Genomic DNA, 16,683 nt, shown 5'->3' with positions numbered 1-16,683 from the left:
CCGCAGCGTCGACCAGGTGCGCGACGCCCGCCCGGCGATCGAGGCCGTCGTGCGGGAGTGGGCGGCGCGGGTCGCGCCACCGGCGGGCTGACCGCGGTCCGCGCCGTCGGTTCGATCGCGCGTCGGCCGCAGCCGGGCCGTTCGCGCGTCGGCCGCCGCCAGCCCGTTCGTGCGGGGCCACCCCGCGTCCGCCGCCCGGCCGCGCCGCCGCGCCGGACCGTAGGCTGCGACCGTGACACCCGACGCACCCGCACCCGCACCGACCCGCTCCCCGCACCTGCACCCGCACCCGCACCCGCACCTGCACCCGCACCCGTCCTCCCGGCCATCCCCGCCGCCGCCGACCTCGACGCCCGCGACCCGCTCGCGCGCTTCCGCGACCTCTTCGTGGCGTCCGACGACGTGGTCGCCTACCTCGACGGCAACTCGCTCGGCCGCCCGACCCGCGCGTCCGTCGACCGGGTCGCCGGCTTCGTGCGCGACCAGTGGGCGGCCGCCTCATCCGCGGCTGGGACGAGGACTGGCTGGCGATGCCCACGCGCATCGGCGACGACCTCGGCCGGGTGGCGCTCGGCGCGGCGGCCGGCCAGACGTTCATCGGCGACTCCACCACGGTGATCCTCTACAAGCTCGTGCGCGCGGCCGTCCGCGCCCGCCCGGGTCGCGACGAGCTCGTCATCGACACCGACAACTTCCCCACCGACCGCTTCGTGCTCGAGGGCGTCGCGGAGGAGTGCGGCATGACGATCCGCTGGATCGACGTGGCGCCCGACTCCGGGGTCACGCCGGCGCTCGTGGCCGACGCGGTGGGCGAGCGGACCGCGCTCGTGGTGCTCAGCCAGGTCGCCTACCGCTCCGGGTTCCTCGCCGACGTGCCGGGGATCACCCGCATCGTGCACGACGCGGGCGCCCTCGTGCTCTGGGACACGTGCCACTCGGTCGGCGTCATCCCCCACGGAGCTCGACGCGTGGGGCGTCGACCTCGCCGTGGGCTGCAGCTACAAGTACCTCGACGGCGGCCCCGGCGCCCCGGCCCACGGCTACGTGCGGCGCGAGCTGCAGGCGGAGCTGCGCCAGCCGATCCAGGGCTGGATGGGCGCGCAGGACGTCTTCGCGATGGGGCCGGAGTACGTGCCCGCGGACGGGATCCGCCGCTTCCTCAGCGGCACCCCGCCCATCGTCGGCATGCTCGCGATGCAGGACATGATCGCCCTCATCGAGGAGGCCGGCATCGACGCGATCCGCGCGAAGTCGCTCGCGCTTACCCGGTTCGCCCTCGACCTCGTCGACCGCGACCTGGTGCCGCTCGGCGTCCGCGTCGCGAGCCCGCGCGAGGACGACCGCCGCGGCAGCCACGTGAGCGTCGACCACGAGCGCTTCCGCGAGATCGTGGGCGCGCTCTGGGAGGAGGGCGTGATCCCCGACTTCCGCGCCCCGTCGGGCCTCCGCCTCGGCCTCAGCCCCCTGACGACCTCGTTCCGCGAGGTCGAGGCGGGCGTCGAGGCGATCCGGCGGCACCTCGCGGGCTGACCGGACGGCCGCCCGCCGGAGCCCCTACGGCAGGATCGCGTCCACGTACCCGCCGTCGACCCGGAGCGCGCCGCCGGTCGTCGCCGACGCCTGCCGCGACGCGAGGTAGACGCACATGTGGGCGATCTCCTCGGGCTCGATGAGCCGCTGGATGAGCGACTGCGGCCGGTGCCGCCGCATGAACTCGCGCTCGGCCTCCGCCCAGGGGAGGTCGTCGCCCACGAGCTCGCGCGCGAACTCCTCGACGCCGCCGGTGTGCGTGGGCCCGGCCATGACGCAGTTGACCGTGACGCCGGATCCGGCCGCCGCCTTCGCGAAGCCGCGCGAGACGCCGAGGAGCGCGGTCTTGGAGACGCCGTAGTGGATCATCTCCGCCGGCGTCACGACGGCCGAGTCGCTCGCGATGTACTGCACGCGCCCCCAGCCGCGCGCCATCATGCCCGGCAGGTAGGCGCGCGTGAGGCGCACGGCCGCGATCACGTTGACCTCGAGGTAGCGCCGCCACTCGTCGTCGCTGATGGAGAGCGGGTCCGCGGCGCCGAAGATCCCGAGGTTGTTGACGAGCACGTCGACGTCGGGGAACAGCTCGACGGCGCGGGCGGCGCCGTCCTCGGTCGCGACATCGGCGGCGAGCGACTCCACGTGCGCGTCGGGGTGCGCGGCGCGCAGGCGGTCGCGGGCCGCGTCGGTGCGCTGCGCGTCGCGGCCGTTGACGACCACGCGGGCGCCCGCGTCGGCGAGGCCCTCGGCGATGGCGTAGCCGATGCCCTGCGTCGAGCCCGTGACGAGGGCGGTGGATCCGGTGAGGTCGATGCGCATGACGTGCCTTCCTGATCGAGGGAGGAGCAGGGGAACGGGGAGCGGGCGCGGGGCGCTCGCGCGTCAGTCCGCCCAGGCCCGCCGCGTGCTGCGGACGGGCTTCCCCGTGGTCGCGGCCTCGTGCATGAGGAGCGCGAGGTGGTGGTCCTGCGACGCCTCCGCGAGCGAGTTCGTGGACGGTCCGCCGGCGGCGTGCGCGTGCATGTCGACGAGGCACTGCGCGATCGCGAGCTCGTCGTCCGCGAGCCGTCCGGGCGCGAAGGGGTTCTGGTGGACCCACTCGCTGCCGAGCAGCAGGCCGCGGAGGTGGAGCCCCTCGAGGTTCCCGCCCTGGCCCGTCTCGACGCGCGTGATGTCGGCCCAGGTCGGCGTCGTGGCGTCGAGCAGCCAGCTCACGTGCTCGTCGACGATCTCGCCGCGCTCGCCGCGCACGAGGAGCCGGTTGCGGCGGATCCAGGAGAAGTACTGACGGTCGCCGAAGTCGTAGACGCCGAGGCGGTCGCCGAAGTCGAACCGCGCCGTGGTCTGCACGGCCGTGACGATCTCCTCGCGCACGGGGTCGCCGTCGCGGTCGGGCCCGGCGACGATCGGAGACGAGAACCGCGAGGCCGTGATGGTCGCGTCCTCGAAGCCGATGCCGAGCGCGCGCCGCATCACGCGGACGCCGTGGTAGTCGTGGCACTGCGCGACAGTGGCCTGGCTGATGCGTCCGAGGCGACCCGATGCGGCGATGGCGAGCTGCGCGGCGAGGAGCGGGGAGAGCGGGTACTGCTCGGCCACCTCGATCCGGGCGCCCTGCCGCACGAGCGCGTCGAGCCGCTCGAGGTCCTCCACCGTCTCGCCGGGCGGGGTCTCCGTGAGCACGGCCACCCCGCGGTCGACGAGGTCCGCGATCGCGTCCGGCGCGGCCGAGCGCGGGACCGACACGACGACGAACGACGGCGCCTCGGCCGCGAGCATCTCCGCGACCGTCCGGAAGGTGCGGATGCCCCACTCCGCCTCCAGCGCGCGACCGGTGTCGGCGCTCCGCGTCACGAGCCCCGTGACGGCGAAGCGCGCGGGGAGGGCGCGGGCGATGCGGAGGAAGAAGGCGCTGCGCCAGCCGCTCCCCACGATTCCGAAGCGGATCTGCGGGACGGGCGGCGCGGGACGGGGCATGGCCGCCAGCGTACGCGCGGCCCCCGCCGTGTCCGCGGGCGACGCCGCCCTGGAGTTCTCGCAGACGACTGGGGAATACTCGCGAGGGCCGGGAGGCTGTCCCGGATGCGAACGCTCCCGCGTGAGGCGCCTCACGGCTCCGTCGCAGGAGTAGTGCGGGCCCGGAGAGGGGACACGAGCATGGGGATCCAGACGAGCCTCGACCAGGTCGCGCACGCCGCGCGCATCCTCGACGTGATGCAGGAGGCCGACGAGCTCACGGTCGCCGCCAGCCGCGACGGCGGCGGACGCGCGGTGCGCCTCCTCGCCCGCGCCGCCGAGGACCCCGCCGACCAGCTCACCGCGGTCGCCGCCATCCACGCGCTCGCGCAGGTCTTCGACGAGACCGCCGACCTCGCGCTGGTGGCGCTCCTCGACCACGACACCCGGTGGATCCGCGAGCACGCGGCCTGGGCGTTCGGCACCCGCCTGCCGCGCTTCGACGCGGTCGCGGGCCTAGTCGCCATGGTCGTCGAGGGCGGCTTCCCGGGCATGCTCGCGCAGCGCACGCTGCAGCAGTGGGCGGGCTCCAGCCCCGAGCACGTGTCGCTGGCGCTCGAGAGCGCGCTGCTCGGGATCCGCGGCGACGGCGCGCGGTCGCGCCTCGTGGAGACGGTCGGCCTCGTCGCGGGCCGCATCGCCCAGCGCGTGCTGCTCCGCGTGGTGCAGGACGGCGGGGAGGGCACGCTCACCCGGTGCGCGGCCGTGGCCGCGCTCGGCGACCGGCCGGCGAGCGTCACCGTGCTCGCCATCGTCTCCGACCTCGCCCGCGGCGACGACGAGGTGGCCGCGGTCGCCCGCCTCGCGGTGCTCGACATCGCGCGCCAGCACGACGACCCGGTCGAGGCGCCCGCCCGTACCGGCCTCACGGTCGTCCAGCTCTTCCTGCACGCCGACATCGACGCGGGCCTCACCCACGTCGGCGCGGGCGACAACGGCGGCATCGCGACGCTGCTGGTGCGCCTCGGCGACGCGCTGGTGGATCGCGCCGGAGCGTCCGTCGGCGCCGCGGCGACGGCCGGCGCGCTCGACCCCCTGGCCGCGGACCGGGCGGTCGACCGCGTCATCACGCTGTCCCGCGGCACCCCCGACCAGACCCTCGCCTCCCTCGCCCGCGTCACCGCCGGCGAGGACGGGCACGTCTTCGCGCACGTCCCGATGCTCGGCGGCCCGCGCCCGCTCCCGGAGGCCTGGCCGCACCGCGTGGAGGCCGAGCGGGGGATCCGCCGGGTGCTGCGCGCCGCCGGCCGCGTCGACGCCGTGCACCTCCGCATGGCCGACGTCGGCACGCTCGCGGCGTCGACCGTCGCGCGCGAGCTCGGCATCCCCGTCGTCTTCACGGTCAGCACCGGATCCGCACGGCGTGGTCGACGCGCTCGACCGCTCGGGCGCCCTCACCCGCGACGGCTTCGGCGCCGTCGACGAGCGCGAGCACTACTGGTTCCGCGTGCGGCTCGTGCAGCGCCTGGCCGCCGACGCCGCGCACACCGTCCTCTTCCCGCGTCCGGAGCTGAGGCGCGACATGCGACGTCTCGTCGGCATCGACGTGGACGCCCACCCCGAGCGCCACAGCGTCGTCGCGGAGGGCATCGACGTGTCCGCCATCGAGCGCTCGCGCGACGACGCGATGCTCGGGGCCGACGCGGACGGCGCCCCGGCGCGTGCCTTCGTCGAGCTCGACGAGCTGCTCGCGGCGCTGCCCGCCGAGCGGCGCGGCCTGCCGCTCGTCATCTCGGTCGGCCGTCTGGCCCGGGTCAAGGGCATGGCGTCGCTCGCGCACGTGTGGGCGTCGGATCCCGCGCTCCGCCGGCGCGCGAACCTGCTCGTCGTCGGCGGGGACCTCGACTCGCCGAGCCCGGAGGAGCGCGACCAGCTGGCGCGCATCGCCGAGGCCGTCCCCGGCGCGGACCCGGGTGCCGAGGGGGCCGACCCGCGCGGGATCGCCGCCGCGCTCGCGCCGCACGGCCTCCTGCTCGCCGGGCACCGCGGCAACGACACCGTCACGCGCTGGCTCGCGGCCGTCCGCTACGGGCGCCCCGGCCTCGCGGCCGTCGGCGGGGCGTACGCGTGCGCGAGCATCAAGGAGGAGTTCGGCGTCGCGCTCCTCGAGGCGATGTCGATGGGCCTGCCCGTCGTGGCGCCCGCGTCCGGGGGACCGGCGACGTACGTGGAGGACGGCGTGACCGGCCTCCTCGTCGACACCGCGGATCCCGCGGCCCTCGCCCGCGGCGTCGCCCGCGCGCTCGACATCGCGGCCGGCCCGGGCGCCGAGGCGGCCGCCGACCGCGCCCGCGACATGGTCGCCCGCACCTTCACCATCCAGGCCATGGCGGGCACCCTGTCCCGCGTCTACCGCGACGTCGCCGCAGCCGACGACCGAACCCTCTGGGAGCTCAGCGCCTCATGACCCTGCTCGTCATCAGCCCGGACTACGCGTCCCACCTCTTCCCGCTCCTCACGCTCGCGTCGGCCTGGCAGCGGGCGGGCGAGCGCGTGGTGGTGGCGACCGGATCCGCCACCGCCGGCATCGTCGAGGCCTCCGGCTTCGAGCGCATCGACCTGCGCCTCGGCCGCGGGTCGAACCCCGGCACCATCAAGGCGGAGGACCAGCCGACCGGCGAGGACGACGCCCTCCGCGGCTTCTTCGCCGCCACGCGCCGCGGCATGGTCGAGACGCTGCGCTTCCAGGCCGAGGCGCGCAGCGACGACCTGCTCTGGGAGCCCGTGGAGACCGCCCGCGCCGTGCAGCGGATCCTCGACGAGGTGCGCCCCGACCAGGTCATCGTCGACCACCTCGCGTTCAGCGCCCGCCTCGCGCTCCTCGCCTCGGGCACCCGGCACGCGGACGTCGTGCTCGGCCACCCGAGCGCGCTGCCCGTGGGCGACGAGGTCTACGGCTTCCCGCCTGCCTGGCCCGCCGCGTTCGAGCCGGAGGAGGAGGACCTCGACGAGCTGCACGCCCTGTGCGTGCGCGTGCGCGACCGCTTCACCGCGCAGTGGAACGACGCCCTCGCGGTCCTCGCGCCCGCCATGCGCCCGAGCCGCGACGCGTTCGCGGAGGCCGGCGACGTGCTCCTGCTCAACTACCCGGAGGAGCTGCACGACCCCGACCGCTCCGAGCTGCTGCCCCCGCACGCGTTCATCGGCTCGGCGGTCCGCCGCGAGGCCCCCGAGGCGGAGGTGCAGGACTGGATCGACGCCGGCGGCGACCCCATCGTCTACGTGTCGCTCGGCAGCTTCCTCTCGGTGCGCGGCGACGTCCTGGCGCGCATCGCCCAGGCGCTGCGCGACCTCGACGTGCGCGTGGCACTCGCGACCGGATCCACCGACCCGGCCGAGCTCGGCGACCTCCCGTCCGACTGGCTCGTGCGCCCGTTCCTCCCGCAGGTGACGCTCCTCGGCCATGCGGACCTCGCGGTCACGCACGGCGGCAACAACTCCGTCACCGAGGCGGCGACCGCGGGCGTCCCGATGCTCGTGCTGCCGCTGTCGACCGACCAGTTCGCGGGCGCCGCCGCCCTCGAGGACGCGGGGCTCGGCCTCGCGCTCGCCCCGAACGTCGCCACCGTCACCGAGCTGCGGCAGGCGGCCAAGCGGCTGCTGGCCCCGTCCGGGATGCAGCGCGCCGCGCTCGACGCCGTCGCCTCGTCGCTCACGCGCTCGCCCGGCCCGCAGCGCGCATTCCAGGCGCTCGCCGGGGGATCCGCCCGGAGCAGGCCGCGCGCTGACGCCCGGCCCGGGATCTCGTAGACTCGGGAGGGATCGCGTCGGCCCCCGAGGCCCGCGGTCGCCCCCAGTCTCGACCAACGGATCCAGGTGCCCTCGTGAACATCGTCGCTTTCATCATCGCGTTCGCCCTCTTCCTGGGCGGCATGGCGCTGTTCGCGTTCGCGTTCTGGCATCGAGGGCTTCGAGCTGCTGAGCTTCTTCGCCGGCATCCTGCTCGTGTCGGCGTCCATCGCCATCCCGGCGCACATCCTCAAGCGCACCGACGCCTGATCCGGCGGGCCCGTCCGCCGGCCGCACCCCGAAACACCCGCGACACACGCCCCGGTTAGGCTCCGGCCATGGGTGATCTGTCTCGAGGGCTACGGCACGCTCGCCGCCGCGCGACGCGCGTCCGGCGGTGCGATGCCGTTCGACGAGATGTTCCGGGATCCGCCGGTGCAGGGGGAGCCCGCCGTCGCGCGGGCCGCGTATCCGCGAGATCCATGCCGCGCTCTCCCGCATGACCAAGGAGGAGCTGAAGGACCGCACCGACGCGCTCGCCACCAGCTACCTCGCGCAGGGCGTGACCTTCGACTTCGCGGGCGAGGAGCGGCCCTTCCCGCTCGACGCCGTGCCCCGCGTCATCGAGCAGGCCGAGTGGAGCCGGCTCGAGAAGGGCGTCGCGCAGCGCGTCCGGGCGCTCGAGGCGTTCCTCGCCGACGTGTACGGGCCGCAGCGCGCGATCCGCGACGGCGTCATCCCGGCGCGCCTCATCAGCTCGTCGAGCCACTTCCACCGCCAGGCCGCCGGCATCGATCCCGCGAACGGCGTCCGCATCCAGGTCTCCGGCATCGACCTGGTGCGCGACGAGGCCGGCGAGATGCGCGTCCTCGAGGACAACGTGCGCGTCCCCTCGGGCGTCAGCTACGTCATCTCCAACCGCCGCGTCATGGCGCAGACCCTCCCGGAGCTCTTCGTCTCCATGCGGGTCCGGCCGGTCGGCGACTACCCGAACAAGCTGCTGCAGGCCCTCCGCGCGAGCGCGCCCGACGGCGTCGAGGACCCGAACGTGGTCGTCCTCACGCCCGGCGTCTACAACAGCGCCTACTTCGAGCACACGCTGCTCGCCCGCCTCATGGGCGTCGAGCTCGTCGAGGGCCGCGACCTGTTCTGCTCCGGCGGCCGCGTCTGGATGCGCACCACCGGCGGCCCCATGCGCGTCGACGTCATCTACCGCCGCGTCGACGACGAGTTCCTCGATCCGCTGCAGTTCCGCGCCGACTCCATGCTCGGCTCGCCCGGCCTCATGCTCGCCGCGCGCCTCGGCAACGTCACCATCGCGAACGCGGTCGGCAACGGCGTCGCCGACGACAAGCTCGTCTACACGTACCTGCCGGACCTCATCCGCTACTACCTGTCCGAGGACGCGATCATCCCGAACGTCGACACCTGGCGCCTCGAGGAGCCCGACTCGCTCGAGGAGGTGCTCGACCGGCTGCCCGAGCTCGTCGTGAAGCCCGTCGACGGATCCGGCGGCAAGGGCCTCGTCGTCGGTCCGGCCGCCTCCCGCGGGCGAGCTCGCGGAGCTCCGCGCGCGGCTGCTGAAGGACCCGCGCGGCTGGATCGCGCAGCCCGTGGTGCAGCTGAGCACCATCCCCACCCTCGTGGAGGACGGCATGCGCCCCCGCCACGCCGACCTCCGCCCCTTCGCGGTCAACGACGGGCGCGACATCTGGGTGCTGCCCGGCGGGCTCACGCGCGTCGCGCTCCCCGAGGGCCAGCTCGTGGTCAACAGCAGCCAGGGCGGCGGGTCCAAGGACACCTGGGTCGTGGGCGACGGCGGCTTCCCCGCGGCGACGCGCGAGCGCAGCGTGCAGACCCTCGTGGCCGACCAGGCCGCCGTCACCACGTCCATCCCGATCATCGTGGCCGGGGAGAAGGCGCCCGACCAGTCGCCGCACGACCGGCCGCGGAACCGCGACCAGCACGAGCAGCAGCAGCAGGCCGCGAGCACGCCCGCCCCCGTGCCCGCTCCGACCCGACCGGCCGCCGCCCGTGCCGCCGTGCCCGCCACCACCGCCGAGGGGGACCGCTGATGCCCATGCTGTCGCGCATCGCCGAGTCGCTGTTCTGGATCGGCCGCTACATCGAGCGGTCGGACGGCACGGCCCGCATCCTCGACGTCCACCTGCAGCTCCTCCTCGAGGACCCGTGGATCGACGAGGACACCGCCTGCCGCTCCCTGCTCAGCGTCATGGGCAGCGACGTCCCCTCCGACGACGTGCTCGGGCGGGACGACGTGCTCGCGCTCCTCGCGGTCGACCGCACCCAGCCGGCGTCCATCGCGTACTCGCTCGGCGCCGCCCGGGAGAACGCCCGCCGCGCCCGCGAGATCGTGTCGAGCGAGCTGTGGGAGTGCCTCAACACCACGCGCGCCCGGATGCCGCGGAAGATCGCGAACGACCGCGTGCACGAGTTCTTCGGCTGGGTCCGGGAGCGCTCGGCCCTCGCGGTCGGGCTCGTCGAGTCCGGCACGAGCCGCGACGAGGCCTGGCAGTTCTTCACTCTCGGGCGCTCCATCGAGCGCGCGGACATGACCGCGCGCCTGCTCGCCACGCGCGCGCTCACCGAGGCGAGCGGCCCGTCGTGGACCACGATCCTCCGCTCCTGCGGCGCGTACGAGGCGTACCTCCGCACGTACCGCGGCGTGCCGAGCGCCCGCAACGCCGCCGAGTTCCTGCTGCTCGACCGTCTCTTCCCCCGGTCCATCACGCACTCGATCCGCCGGGCCGAGCAGTGCCTCCACGACATCGAGCCGCGCACGGACCGGCTCGGGGTGTCGGACCAGGCGCAGCGGCTGCTCGGGCAGATCCGCAGCGACCTGGAGTACCGGCCGATCGGCGAGATCCTCGACGACCTCCCGCGCTTCATGGACGCCGTGCAGGAGGCCACGAGCGCCACCTCCGAGGCCGTCCGCCAGCGCTACTTCCCCACCAACGCGGCACCCAGCTGGGTCGGAGAGAACTCGTGAACCGCCTGCGCATCACCCACCGGACCGGCTTCCACTACGAGGGCGAGGTCACCGCGTCGTACAACGAGGCGCGGATGCTGCCCGTGTCGAGCGAGAACCAGTTCGTCCTCTTCTCGAACCTCGACATCCAGCCGAAGCCCGGGCACCACACGCTACGTCGACTACTTCGGCACCCGCGTCTCCTCGTTCGAGATCCTGAGCCCCCACCGGTCGCTCGAGCTCACGGCCACGAGCCTCGTCGAGGTCCGCCCGCGGACGCACGAGCCGCACCAGCTCGGCTGGGACGACCTCGCGGTGGAGGTGGAGCGCGCCACCGAGCACGTGGAGCAGGTCGCGCAGACCCTCCGCACGGAGCCGCACGAGGAGGTCCGGGCGCTCGCCGAGGAGATCGCCGGCGGGGCGGGCACGCCCTGCGAGGCGGCCGCCGCGATCGCGCGTGCGATCGGGGAGCGGGTGGAGTACATGGCGGGCGTCACGCAGCGTCCAGTCCACCGCCCGCGAGGCGTGGGAGCAGGGCCGCGGCGTCTGCCAGGACATCACCCACATCGTCATCGGCGCGCTGCGGCACGTCGGCATCCCGGCGCGCTACGTCAGCGGCTACCTGCACCCGAGGCCGAACGCCGCCGTCGGCGAGACCGTCACGGGCGAGTCGCACGCGTGGGTCGAGTGGTACTGCGGCGAGTGGCGCGGCTGGGATCCCACGAACCTCATCGACATCGGCGACCGGCACGTGCTCGTCGGCCGGGGCCGGGACTACCGCGACGTGGCGCCGCTGCGCGGCATCTACGCGGGGCCGTTCCGGTCGAAGCTGTTCGTGCGGGTGGAGATCACGCGCGAGTCCTGATCCCCGGCGGGGCGGCCCGGCGCACCTAGTCTGGATCCATGCCCGACGAGGAGCGCTCCACCGGAGGAGCCGACCACCGCACCATCGTGGACGCCGAGGGCGTGACCCTCCACTACTACGTGTGGGAGGCGGAGCGCCCGCGGGCCGTGGTGCACATCGCGCACGGCGTCGGCGAGCACGCGCTCCGCTACGCCCGCCTCGCGCAGGACCTGAACGCGATGGGCTACACGGTCGCCGCGGACGACCACCGCGGGCACGGCGCCACCGGCCTCGGGCACCTCGGCATCGGCGTGCTGGGGCCCCGGCGGCATCTGGCGGCGCTCGACGGGATCCAGCTGGTGAGCGAGCGGCTCCGCCGGGACCTGCCCGACCTGCCGCTCGTGCTCCTCGGCCACAGCTGGGGTGCCCTCCTCGCGCAGCGCATCGTGGCGCGGGCGTCGCACCTCTACGCGGGGCTCGTGCTGAGCGGCGCGTCGCTCGCGATGCCGGGCGTCATCAACACGGGCGACCTGAACAAGCGGTGGCGGCACCCGGCGGCCACGGGCTTCGAGTGGCTCTCGCGGGATCCGGAGGCGCAGCGCGCGTTCGGCGCCGACGACAGGAACTTCGACGTCAACGCGCTGAAGCCGTACCGCATGCGCGACTCGGTGCAGATCATGGGCCGCCCGCCCCGGAGGCTGGCCACCGACCTGCCCGTGCTCATCCAGGGCGGCGAGGAGGACTCGCTCGGCGGCCGCCGCGGCATGCAGCTGCTCGCGCGCGACTACAGCCGGCGCTCGGGCCTCAGCGACGTGCTGCTCATCGTCTACCCGGGCGCGCGGCACGAGATCTACAACGAGACGAACCGCGACGAGGTGGTCGCCGACCTCCGCAGCTGGCTGGACTCGCGCGTGGCGGCGGGCAGCGACGCGGCGGCGGGCGGCGACGCGGCCGAGCGCCGCGACGGGGACGGCGGGACGCCGGCGTGACCCCCGACGATCGGGCCGTCCCGCGTGCCGGACCGCCCGACGGCTTCGTGCTCCGCCCGGCGCGCGGCGACGACCTCCCGTTCCTCGAGGAGATGCTCCTGGCGTCGATGGACTGGCGCGACGACGGCGCCATGACCCTGCGGGCGGATGCTGCGGACGCCGGAGCTCGCGCACTACGTCTCCGGCTGGCCGCGCCCCGGCGACGTCGGCGTGATCGCGGTGTCCGCCGGGGATCCTGTCGGCGCCGCCTGGGCGCGGCTCTTCGGGGACGACGACCGCGGCTACGGCTTCGTGGCCCCCGACATCCCCGAGCTCGGCATGGCACTCGTCCGGTCGGCGCGGGGCCGGGGAGCGGGTCGCGCCCTGCTCGTGGCCCTCGTCGCGGCGGTCCGCGCGTCCGGGGCGCCGGCGGTGAGCCTCAGCGTGGAGGACGGCAACGACCGGGCGCGCGCCCTCTACGCGTCGCTCGGCTTCCTGCCCGTCGGACGCGAGGGCGGATCGGACGTGCTGCTGCTCCGCTGGTGACGCCCCGAGCACCTGCCTCGTCGCGGCACCCGCCGTTCACCTGATGGACGACTCCCCGTCGATCCGCGCTGCTACGGTCCGGGACGCTCCGGTGCCCGGAGCGGACGGGAGCGCGACATGGACCGGCGTCAGGCGGCCGTGGCGCGTGCCCGCCGGGAGATCGTGGAGGCGGCCGGCGCCCAGTTCGCCGCGTACGGCTACGAGGCGACGTCCTTCTCGCGGGTTGCCGAGGCCATGGGCCGGCCCAAGTCCGCCATCGGGTACCACCTGTTCTCCTCCAAGGAGGCCCTCGCGAACGCGGTGGTCGACGAGCAGGAGCGCCGGTGGCTCCGGATCGCGGCTGCGCTCGACGGGCCGGGCGCCCTCCCGGAGCTCGTCGTGTTCCTGCTGACCGCGGCACGCGAGGTGGAGGTCCGTCCCGTCGCCGCGGGCGCCGTGCGGCTCCGGCAGGAGATGCCGCGACTCGGCCTCGCCATCGCGCCCCGCTTCGACGTCGAGGACTTCGTGCACCGGCGCCTGCGCACCGAGCTCGTGATGCAGGGCGTCCCCGAGCCCGAGCCGGACCTCGACGCCGCCGTCGACGTGCTGCTGGGCGCCACACTCGGCGTCCTCACCATGGGCTCGACGCGCGCGCCCCGGGATGACGCCGCCGACCGCCTGCGCCGCCTCTGGGTCCCGCTCCTCGCGCACCTCGGGCTCGAGGGCGTCGAGGCGGTCGTGCGGGACGCGCGCCCCCTCGAACTCGACCTCGAGGTCGTCGACCCCGCCCCTGCCGCGTCCCGGACCGGGTGGGGGCCCGTCCTCGCCTGATCTCCGCGGCCCGGGGGCCGACCCGGCTCAGCTCGGCCAGACCGGCCGGAACTGGATGCTGATGCGCGGCCCGACGGCCTTCGTGGTCTTCAGGATGGCGTGCTCGTGCGTGCGCTGTGCGCTGCCGCCCATGACGACGAGGTCGCCGTGCCCGAGCGGGAACCGCCGCACCTCGCCGCCGCCCTTCGGCCGCAGGGACAGCGTGCGCGCCGCCCCGACCGACACGATCGCCACCATGGTGTCGCGATCGATGGCGCGCCCCACGCGGTCGCCGTGCCACGCGACGCTGTCGTCGCCCGTGCGGTAGAAGCACAGCCCGGCCGTCTCGAGCACCTGGCCGGGCGGGCGGCCGTAGTGCTCGTTGAGCGCGTCGCGGGCCTGGTCGAGGACGGGCGCCGGCAGCGCGGCGCGGGGGCCGAACCACGACAGCAGGCGCGGCACCTCCACGGTGCGGCCGTGCATGAGCCGCGTGTCGGCCGTCCACTCGACGTCCTCCACGAGCCGCTCGAACAGCGCGTCGGAGTCGCTGACCCAGCCGGGCCGGACGTCGAGCCAGGCCCCGTGCCCCAGGTCGAGCCGCTCGACCTCCGCGCCGAGCGCGCCGAGGCCGGGTGCCGCCTCGAGGTCGTCGAAGAGGGAGGCCTGGAACGCGATGCTCATGGCGCGAGCATAGCCCGGATCTTCGAACACGTGTTCGAACGGCGTCCCCGGAGCCGCCCGCCTCAGCCGACCTCGAGCACCGTCTTCAGCCAGCCCTCCTCGCGCACGTCGAAGTGCTCGTACGCGTCGATCGCGGTCGTCATGCCCTCGTCCTGGGTGATGAACGTCGTGAGGTCGAGCACGCCCGACGCCACCAGGTCGATGAGCGGGGGCGTGACCCGGCGGTGGTCGCAGTTCCCCATGCGGATCGTGAGGTTCCTGTTCGTCGCGGCGCCGATCGGGTACGACGTGAGCTGGGGCGGGTAGACGCCGATGATGCCGATGCGCCCCGACTTCCGCACCGATCCGCACGGCCCACTGCGCGGCCTGGCTCGGGGCGTCGCCGGGGACCCAGAGCCCGCCGTGCGGGGAGGCCCCGGGCGCGACCTGCGCGACCTCCTCGGCGAACGAGCCGGCCTGGTCCTCGGCCTCCGCGGCGGCGGGTCCCGCATGCGGGCGCTGCGCGTCGACGCCGACCGCGTCGATCACCGCGTCCACGCCGATCCCGAGCGTCGCCTCCATCACCGCGGCCACCGGGTCCTCGCGCTCGAAGTGGACCACCTCGGCGTTCTGCGCGAGCGCCATGGCGAGCCGCGTCTCCACGCGGTCGATCGCCGAAGACGCGTCCGGCGCCCATGCGGAACGCGCTGGCGACGGCGAGCTGCCCGACGACGCCCGCCCCGAGCACGGCCACGGTGTCGCCCGGGCGGATTCCGGCCAGCTCCGCGCCGAACCACGCGGTGGGGAGGATGTCGCTGAGCAGGATCGCCTGGTCGTCGCCGCCGGTCACCGGCAGCGGGATGAGCGTCGTGCGCGGCCCAGGGGATCCGCGCGTACGCTCGGCCTGGAGCCCGTCCACGGGTCCCGTGGTCTCGGGGCCGCCGAAGAACGACGCGCCGGCCTGGGGCCCGTTCGGGGTCGGCGACGTCCGCACTGCGCCGTGCTGCCCGCGCGGCACTGCGGGCAGACCCCGCAGGACATGGTCGAGCGCACCAGGACCCGGTCGCCCGGGGAGGACCCGCGCACCTGGGCGCCGACCTCGGTGACGATGCCGACCGCCTCGTGGCCGAGGATGGTGCCCTCCCGCATCCCCGACATGGTCCCGCGCACGAAGTGCAGGTCGGTGCCGGAGATGGCGCTGCGGGTGATGCGGATGACCGCGTCCGTGGGCTCCTGGATCCTCGGGTCCGGCACCTCGTCCAGGCGGATGTCACCCTCGCCGTGCCACACGACTGCCTTCATGGTGCCTCGCCTCTCCTCGTCCGATGCGGGACGGGGCGGGCCGGATGCGCCGCCGTCCGTGCGTCCGACGCTAGGCCGACGAGGTCGAGGCGTCCGGGTCCGGGGGCCCCTTGACGCGCGGCGGGAGGGGCCGCGACCCGGCTCAGGCCGTCGCGTGCGCGATCGCGCGGGATGCCCGCCGCCCGATCGGCGATCAGCGCCAGCGCCATGCCGCAGATGAACGCCGCGATGACGACGACCCAGACCGCGACCGTCGCGTATCCGCCCGCGTCGGTGGCGGGATCCAGGAACGGGTAGGGGTAGTACGTGGCCGCTCCCGTGACCTCGTTGCCCGTGACGGGACCGCGGGCCAGCGTGACCGCGACCCACACCAGCGGGAAGACGACGACCCGGCCGACCGCGCCGTACCCGAGCGCCCGCCGGTCGGGCGCGAGGAGCCAGTCGAGCAGCACCGAGCGCGGGCACGACCGCTCGTGCAGCACCTCGTTCGACCAGGGCAGGTTCCCGCCGGGGATCGTCGGGAGGCCCCGCAGGAGGAGGTTGTAGACCACGCCCGTGGTCACCATGTAGGTGGTCGCCGCGAGCCGGAGCGTCGTCCAGCCGCGTCCCGGGAGCGGGCCGCGGCGGAGGAGCCGCACGGCGCCGATGCCCATGACGACCGCGGCCAGCAGGTTGGACTCGATCGTGAAGTACATGAGGAAGTCGACCGTCTTCCCCCAGATGCCCACCACCCCGATGCTCCGCCAGTACGAGGAGCTGACGGCGTACTGGCTGATGACGGCGACGAGCACGGCCGCGGTCGTGAGGAGGCGGACGACCGCCCAGGCGATGCGCATGCCCCAGGATTCCACGAGGGGCCGCGCTGGCGCGGCCCCTCGCGGCGAGTCAGCCGCAGTGGCTGTGCTTGAGGTCGGGCACCGAGAGGAAGCAGCCCCGCTGGATGCAGCCGGGCGCTCCGTTGGTCACCCCGACCAGGAGCGTCACGATCGCGCCGGCGATGCCGCAGATGCCGGGGCCCACGCCGGGGATCGCGCAGATGATGCCCACGGCGACCGCGCCCGCGACTGAGAAGTAGGTCCGCGAGCTCCCAGGCGGCGAGATGGATCGTCGTCCAGTGCGTGAACGCGTGCTTCACCCGGTGCCAGAACCCGCGCAGGCTGTCGGACTGCGTGACCGGGTCCGCCGACGTCGGCGCCCCGGCGCCCGCCGGGGTCGGCACGGCGCCCTCCGACGCGACGCGCGGTGCGTCGGGGCCATGCAGCCCGGCGGGGTCGACCCACGGCTGCCGGAGGTGCCCTGCGGCGGCGCCG

The 16,683-nt window shown here is 74.9% G+C and carries 15 protein-coding genes and 3 pseudogenes; 10 read left to right on the top strand and 8 right to left on the bottom strand.

Annotation, left to right across the window (positions count from 1 at the left end; translation table 11 throughout):
- Positions 1–327: 327 nt before the first annotated feature.
- Positions 328–1,530: pseudogene (locus ACZ411_RS06315) on the top strand (kynureninase).
- Between the two features lie 24 nt (positions 1,531–1,554).
- Here ACZ411_RS06315 and ACZ411_RS06310 read toward each other — a convergent pair.
- The 3 genes from ACZ411_RS06310 to ACZ411_RS06300 all read right to left on the bottom strand — a co-directional run bounded on the left by ACZ411_RS06310 (position 1,555) and on the right by ACZ411_RS06300 (position 4,944).
- Positions 1,555–2,349, bottom strand: coding sequence for an SDR family NAD(P)-dependent oxidoreductase (locus ACZ411_RS06310; RefSeq protein ID WP_464169314.1), 795 nt, complete (start codon positions 2,347–2,349; stop codon positions 1,555–1,557).
- 63 nt (positions 2,350–2,412) lie between these two features.
- The gene (locus tag ACZ411_RS06305; protein WP_094114971.1) at positions 2,413–3,507 is read right to left on the bottom strand and encodes a Gfo/Idh/MocA family protein; all 1,095 of its coding nucleotides are present in this window, start codon (positions 3,505–3,507) and stop codon (positions 2,413–2,415) included.
- A gap of 495 nt (positions 3,508–4,002) precedes the next feature.
- Positions 4,003–4,944: a hypothetical protein gene (locus ACZ411_RS06300; RefSeq protein WP_464169311.1), complete on the bottom strand. Its 942-nt coding sequence runs from the start codon at positions 4,942–4,944 to the stop codon at positions 4,003–4,005.
- On the opposite strand from ACZ411_RS06300, the gene ACZ411_RS06295 reads away from it, so the two are divergent.
- The 9 genes and pseudogenes from ACZ411_RS06295 (at position 4,910) to ACZ411_RS06255 (ending at position 13,432) form a co-directional block, all read left to right on the top strand.
- Positions 4,910–5,953, top strand: a complete 1,044-nt coding sequence (locus tag ACZ411_RS06295) for a glycosyltransferase (protein ID WP_464169309.1) — start codon at positions 4,910–4,912, stop codon at positions 5,951–5,953. The genes ACZ411_RS06300 and ACZ411_RS06295 overlap by 35 nt on opposite strands.
- Positions 5,950–7,296: a nucleotide disphospho-sugar-binding domain-containing protein gene (locus ACZ411_RS06290; RefSeq protein ID WP_464169307.1), complete on the top strand. Its 1,347-nt coding sequence runs from the start codon at positions 5,950–5,952 to the stop codon at positions 7,294–7,296. Before ACZ411_RS06295 ends, ACZ411_RS06290 begins: the two co-directional genes overlap by 4 nt.
- A gap of 74 nt (positions 7,297–7,370) precedes the next feature.
- Positions 7,371–7,604, top strand: a complete 234-nt coding sequence (locus tag ACZ411_RS06285) for a hypothetical protein (protein ID WP_464169305.1) — start codon at positions 7,371–7,373, stop codon at positions 7,602–7,604.
- 9 nt (positions 7,605–7,613) lie between these two features.
- Positions 7,614–9,350 (top strand): annotated as a pseudogene (locus ACZ411_RS06280) (circularly permuted type 2 ATP-grasp protein).
- Between the two features lie 5 nt (positions 9,351–9,355).
- The gene (locus ACZ411_RS06275; protein ID WP_094116889.1) at positions 9,356–10,285 is read left to right on the top strand and encodes an alpha-E domain-containing protein; all 930 of its coding nucleotides are present in this window, start codon (positions 9,356–9,358) and stop codon (positions 10,283–10,285) included.
- Positions 10,282–11,129: pseudogene (locus ACZ411_RS06270) on the top strand (transglutaminase family protein). Before ACZ411_RS06275 ends, ACZ411_RS06270 begins: the two are co-directional and overlap by 4 nt.
- Before the next feature lie 38 nt (positions 11,130–11,167).
- On the top strand, positions 11,168–12,097 hold the full coding sequence (locus ACZ411_RS06265) for an alpha/beta fold hydrolase (protein WP_258070220.1): 930 nt from the start codon (positions 11,168–11,170) through the stop codon (positions 12,095–12,097).
- Between the two features lie 147 nt (positions 12,098–12,244).
- Complete coding sequence (locus ACZ411_RS06260) at positions 12,245–12,622, top strand: N-acetyltransferase family protein (protein ID WP_464169303.1); 378 nt, start codon at positions 12,245–12,247, stop codon at positions 12,620–12,622.
- A 117-nt stretch (positions 12,623–12,739) separates the two neighbouring features.
- A complete protein-coding gene (locus tag ACZ411_RS06255; protein ID WP_464169301.1) occupies positions 12,740–13,432 on the top strand; it encodes a TetR family transcriptional regulator in 693 nt (230 codons plus the stop codon).
- A gap of 27 nt (positions 13,433–13,459) precedes the next feature.
- On the opposite strand, the gene ACZ411_RS06250 is transcribed toward ACZ411_RS06255, so the two are convergent.
- From ACZ411_RS06250 to ACZ411_RS06230, 5 genes are all read right to left on the bottom strand, one after another.
- Complete coding sequence (locus ACZ411_RS06250; protein ID WP_104344022.1) at positions 13,460–14,092, bottom strand: alpha-ketoglutarate-dependent dioxygenase AlkB; 633 nt, start codon at positions 14,090–14,092, stop codon at positions 13,460–13,462.
- A 62-nt stretch (positions 14,093–14,154) separates the two neighbouring features.
- Entirely contained in the window at positions 14,155–14,433 is a 279-nt protein-coding gene (locus tag ACZ411_RS06245; protein WP_464169298.1) for a hypothetical protein, read from the bottom strand.
- A gap of 484 nt (positions 14,434–14,917) precedes the next feature.
- Entirely contained in the window at positions 14,918–15,373 is a 456-nt protein-coding gene (locus ACZ411_RS06240; protein WP_464169296.1) for an alcohol dehydrogenase catalytic domain-containing protein, read from the bottom strand.
- Positions 15,370–16,209 (bottom strand): Pr6Pr family membrane protein, encoded by an 840-nt coding sequence (locus tag ACZ411_RS06235; protein ID WP_464169294.1) that lies wholly within the window; start codon positions 16,207–16,209, stop codon positions 15,370–15,372. Before ACZ411_RS06235 ends, ACZ411_RS06240 begins: the two co-directional genes overlap by 4 nt.
- 49 nt (positions 16,210–16,258) lie before the next feature.
- Positions 16,259–16,420 carry a hypothetical protein gene (locus ACZ411_RS06230; protein ID WP_464169292.1) on the bottom strand — a complete coding sequence of 54 codons (162 nt, stop codon included), beginning with the start codon at positions 16,418–16,420 and terminating at the stop codon, positions 16,259–16,261.
- Positions 16,421–16,683: the final 263 nt, after the last annotated feature.

This window comes from Clavibacter sp. AC415, from assembly GCF_979252985.1.
The sequence above is the reverse complement of the archived record's forward strand: the minus strand, read 5'-3'. Positions and strand labels throughout refer to the sequence as shown.

Excerpts from the sequence above, each read along its gene's own strand:
- ACZ411_RS06310 (WP_464169314.1), bottom strand. The coding sequence starts at position 2,349 with ATGCGCATCGACCTCACCGGATCCACCGCCCTCGTCACGGGCTCGACG.
- ACZ411_RS06305 (WP_094114971.1), bottom strand. The coding sequence starts at position 3,507 with ATGCCCCGTCCCGCGCCGCCCGTCCCGCAGATCCGCTTCGGAATCGTG.
- ACZ411_RS06290 (WP_464169307.1), top strand. The coding sequence starts at position 5,950 with ATGACCCTGCTCGTCATCAGCCCGGACTACGCGTCCCACCTCTTCCCG.
- ACZ411_RS06275 (WP_094116889.1), top strand. The coding sequence starts at position 9,356 with ATGCTGTCGCGCATCGCCGAGTCGCTGTTCTGGATCGGCCGCTACATC.
- ACZ411_RS06265 (WP_258070220.1), top strand. The coding sequence starts at position 11,168 with ATGCCCGACGAGGAGCGCTCCACCGGAGGAGCCGACCACCGCACCATC.
- ACZ411_RS06260 (WP_464169303.1), top strand. The coding sequence starts at position 12,245 with ATGCTGCGGACGCCGGAGCTCGCGCACTACGTCTCCGGCTGGCCGCGC.
- ACZ411_RS06255 (WP_464169301.1), top strand. The coding sequence starts at position 12,740 with ATGGACCGGCGTCAGGCGGCCGTGGCGCGTGCCCGCCGGGAGATCGTG.
- ACZ411_RS06250 (WP_104344022.1), bottom strand. The coding sequence starts at position 14,092 with ATGAGCATCGCGTTCCAGGCCTCCCTCTTCGACGACCTCGAGGCGGCA.
- ACZ411_RS06240 (WP_464169296.1), bottom strand. The coding sequence starts at position 15,373 with ATGAAGGCAGTCGTGTGGCACGGCGAGGGTGACATCCGCCTGGACGAG.
- ACZ411_RS06235 (WP_464169294.1), bottom strand. The coding sequence starts at position 16,209 with ATGCGCATCGCCTGGGCGGTCGTCCGCCTCCTCACGACCGCGGCCGTG.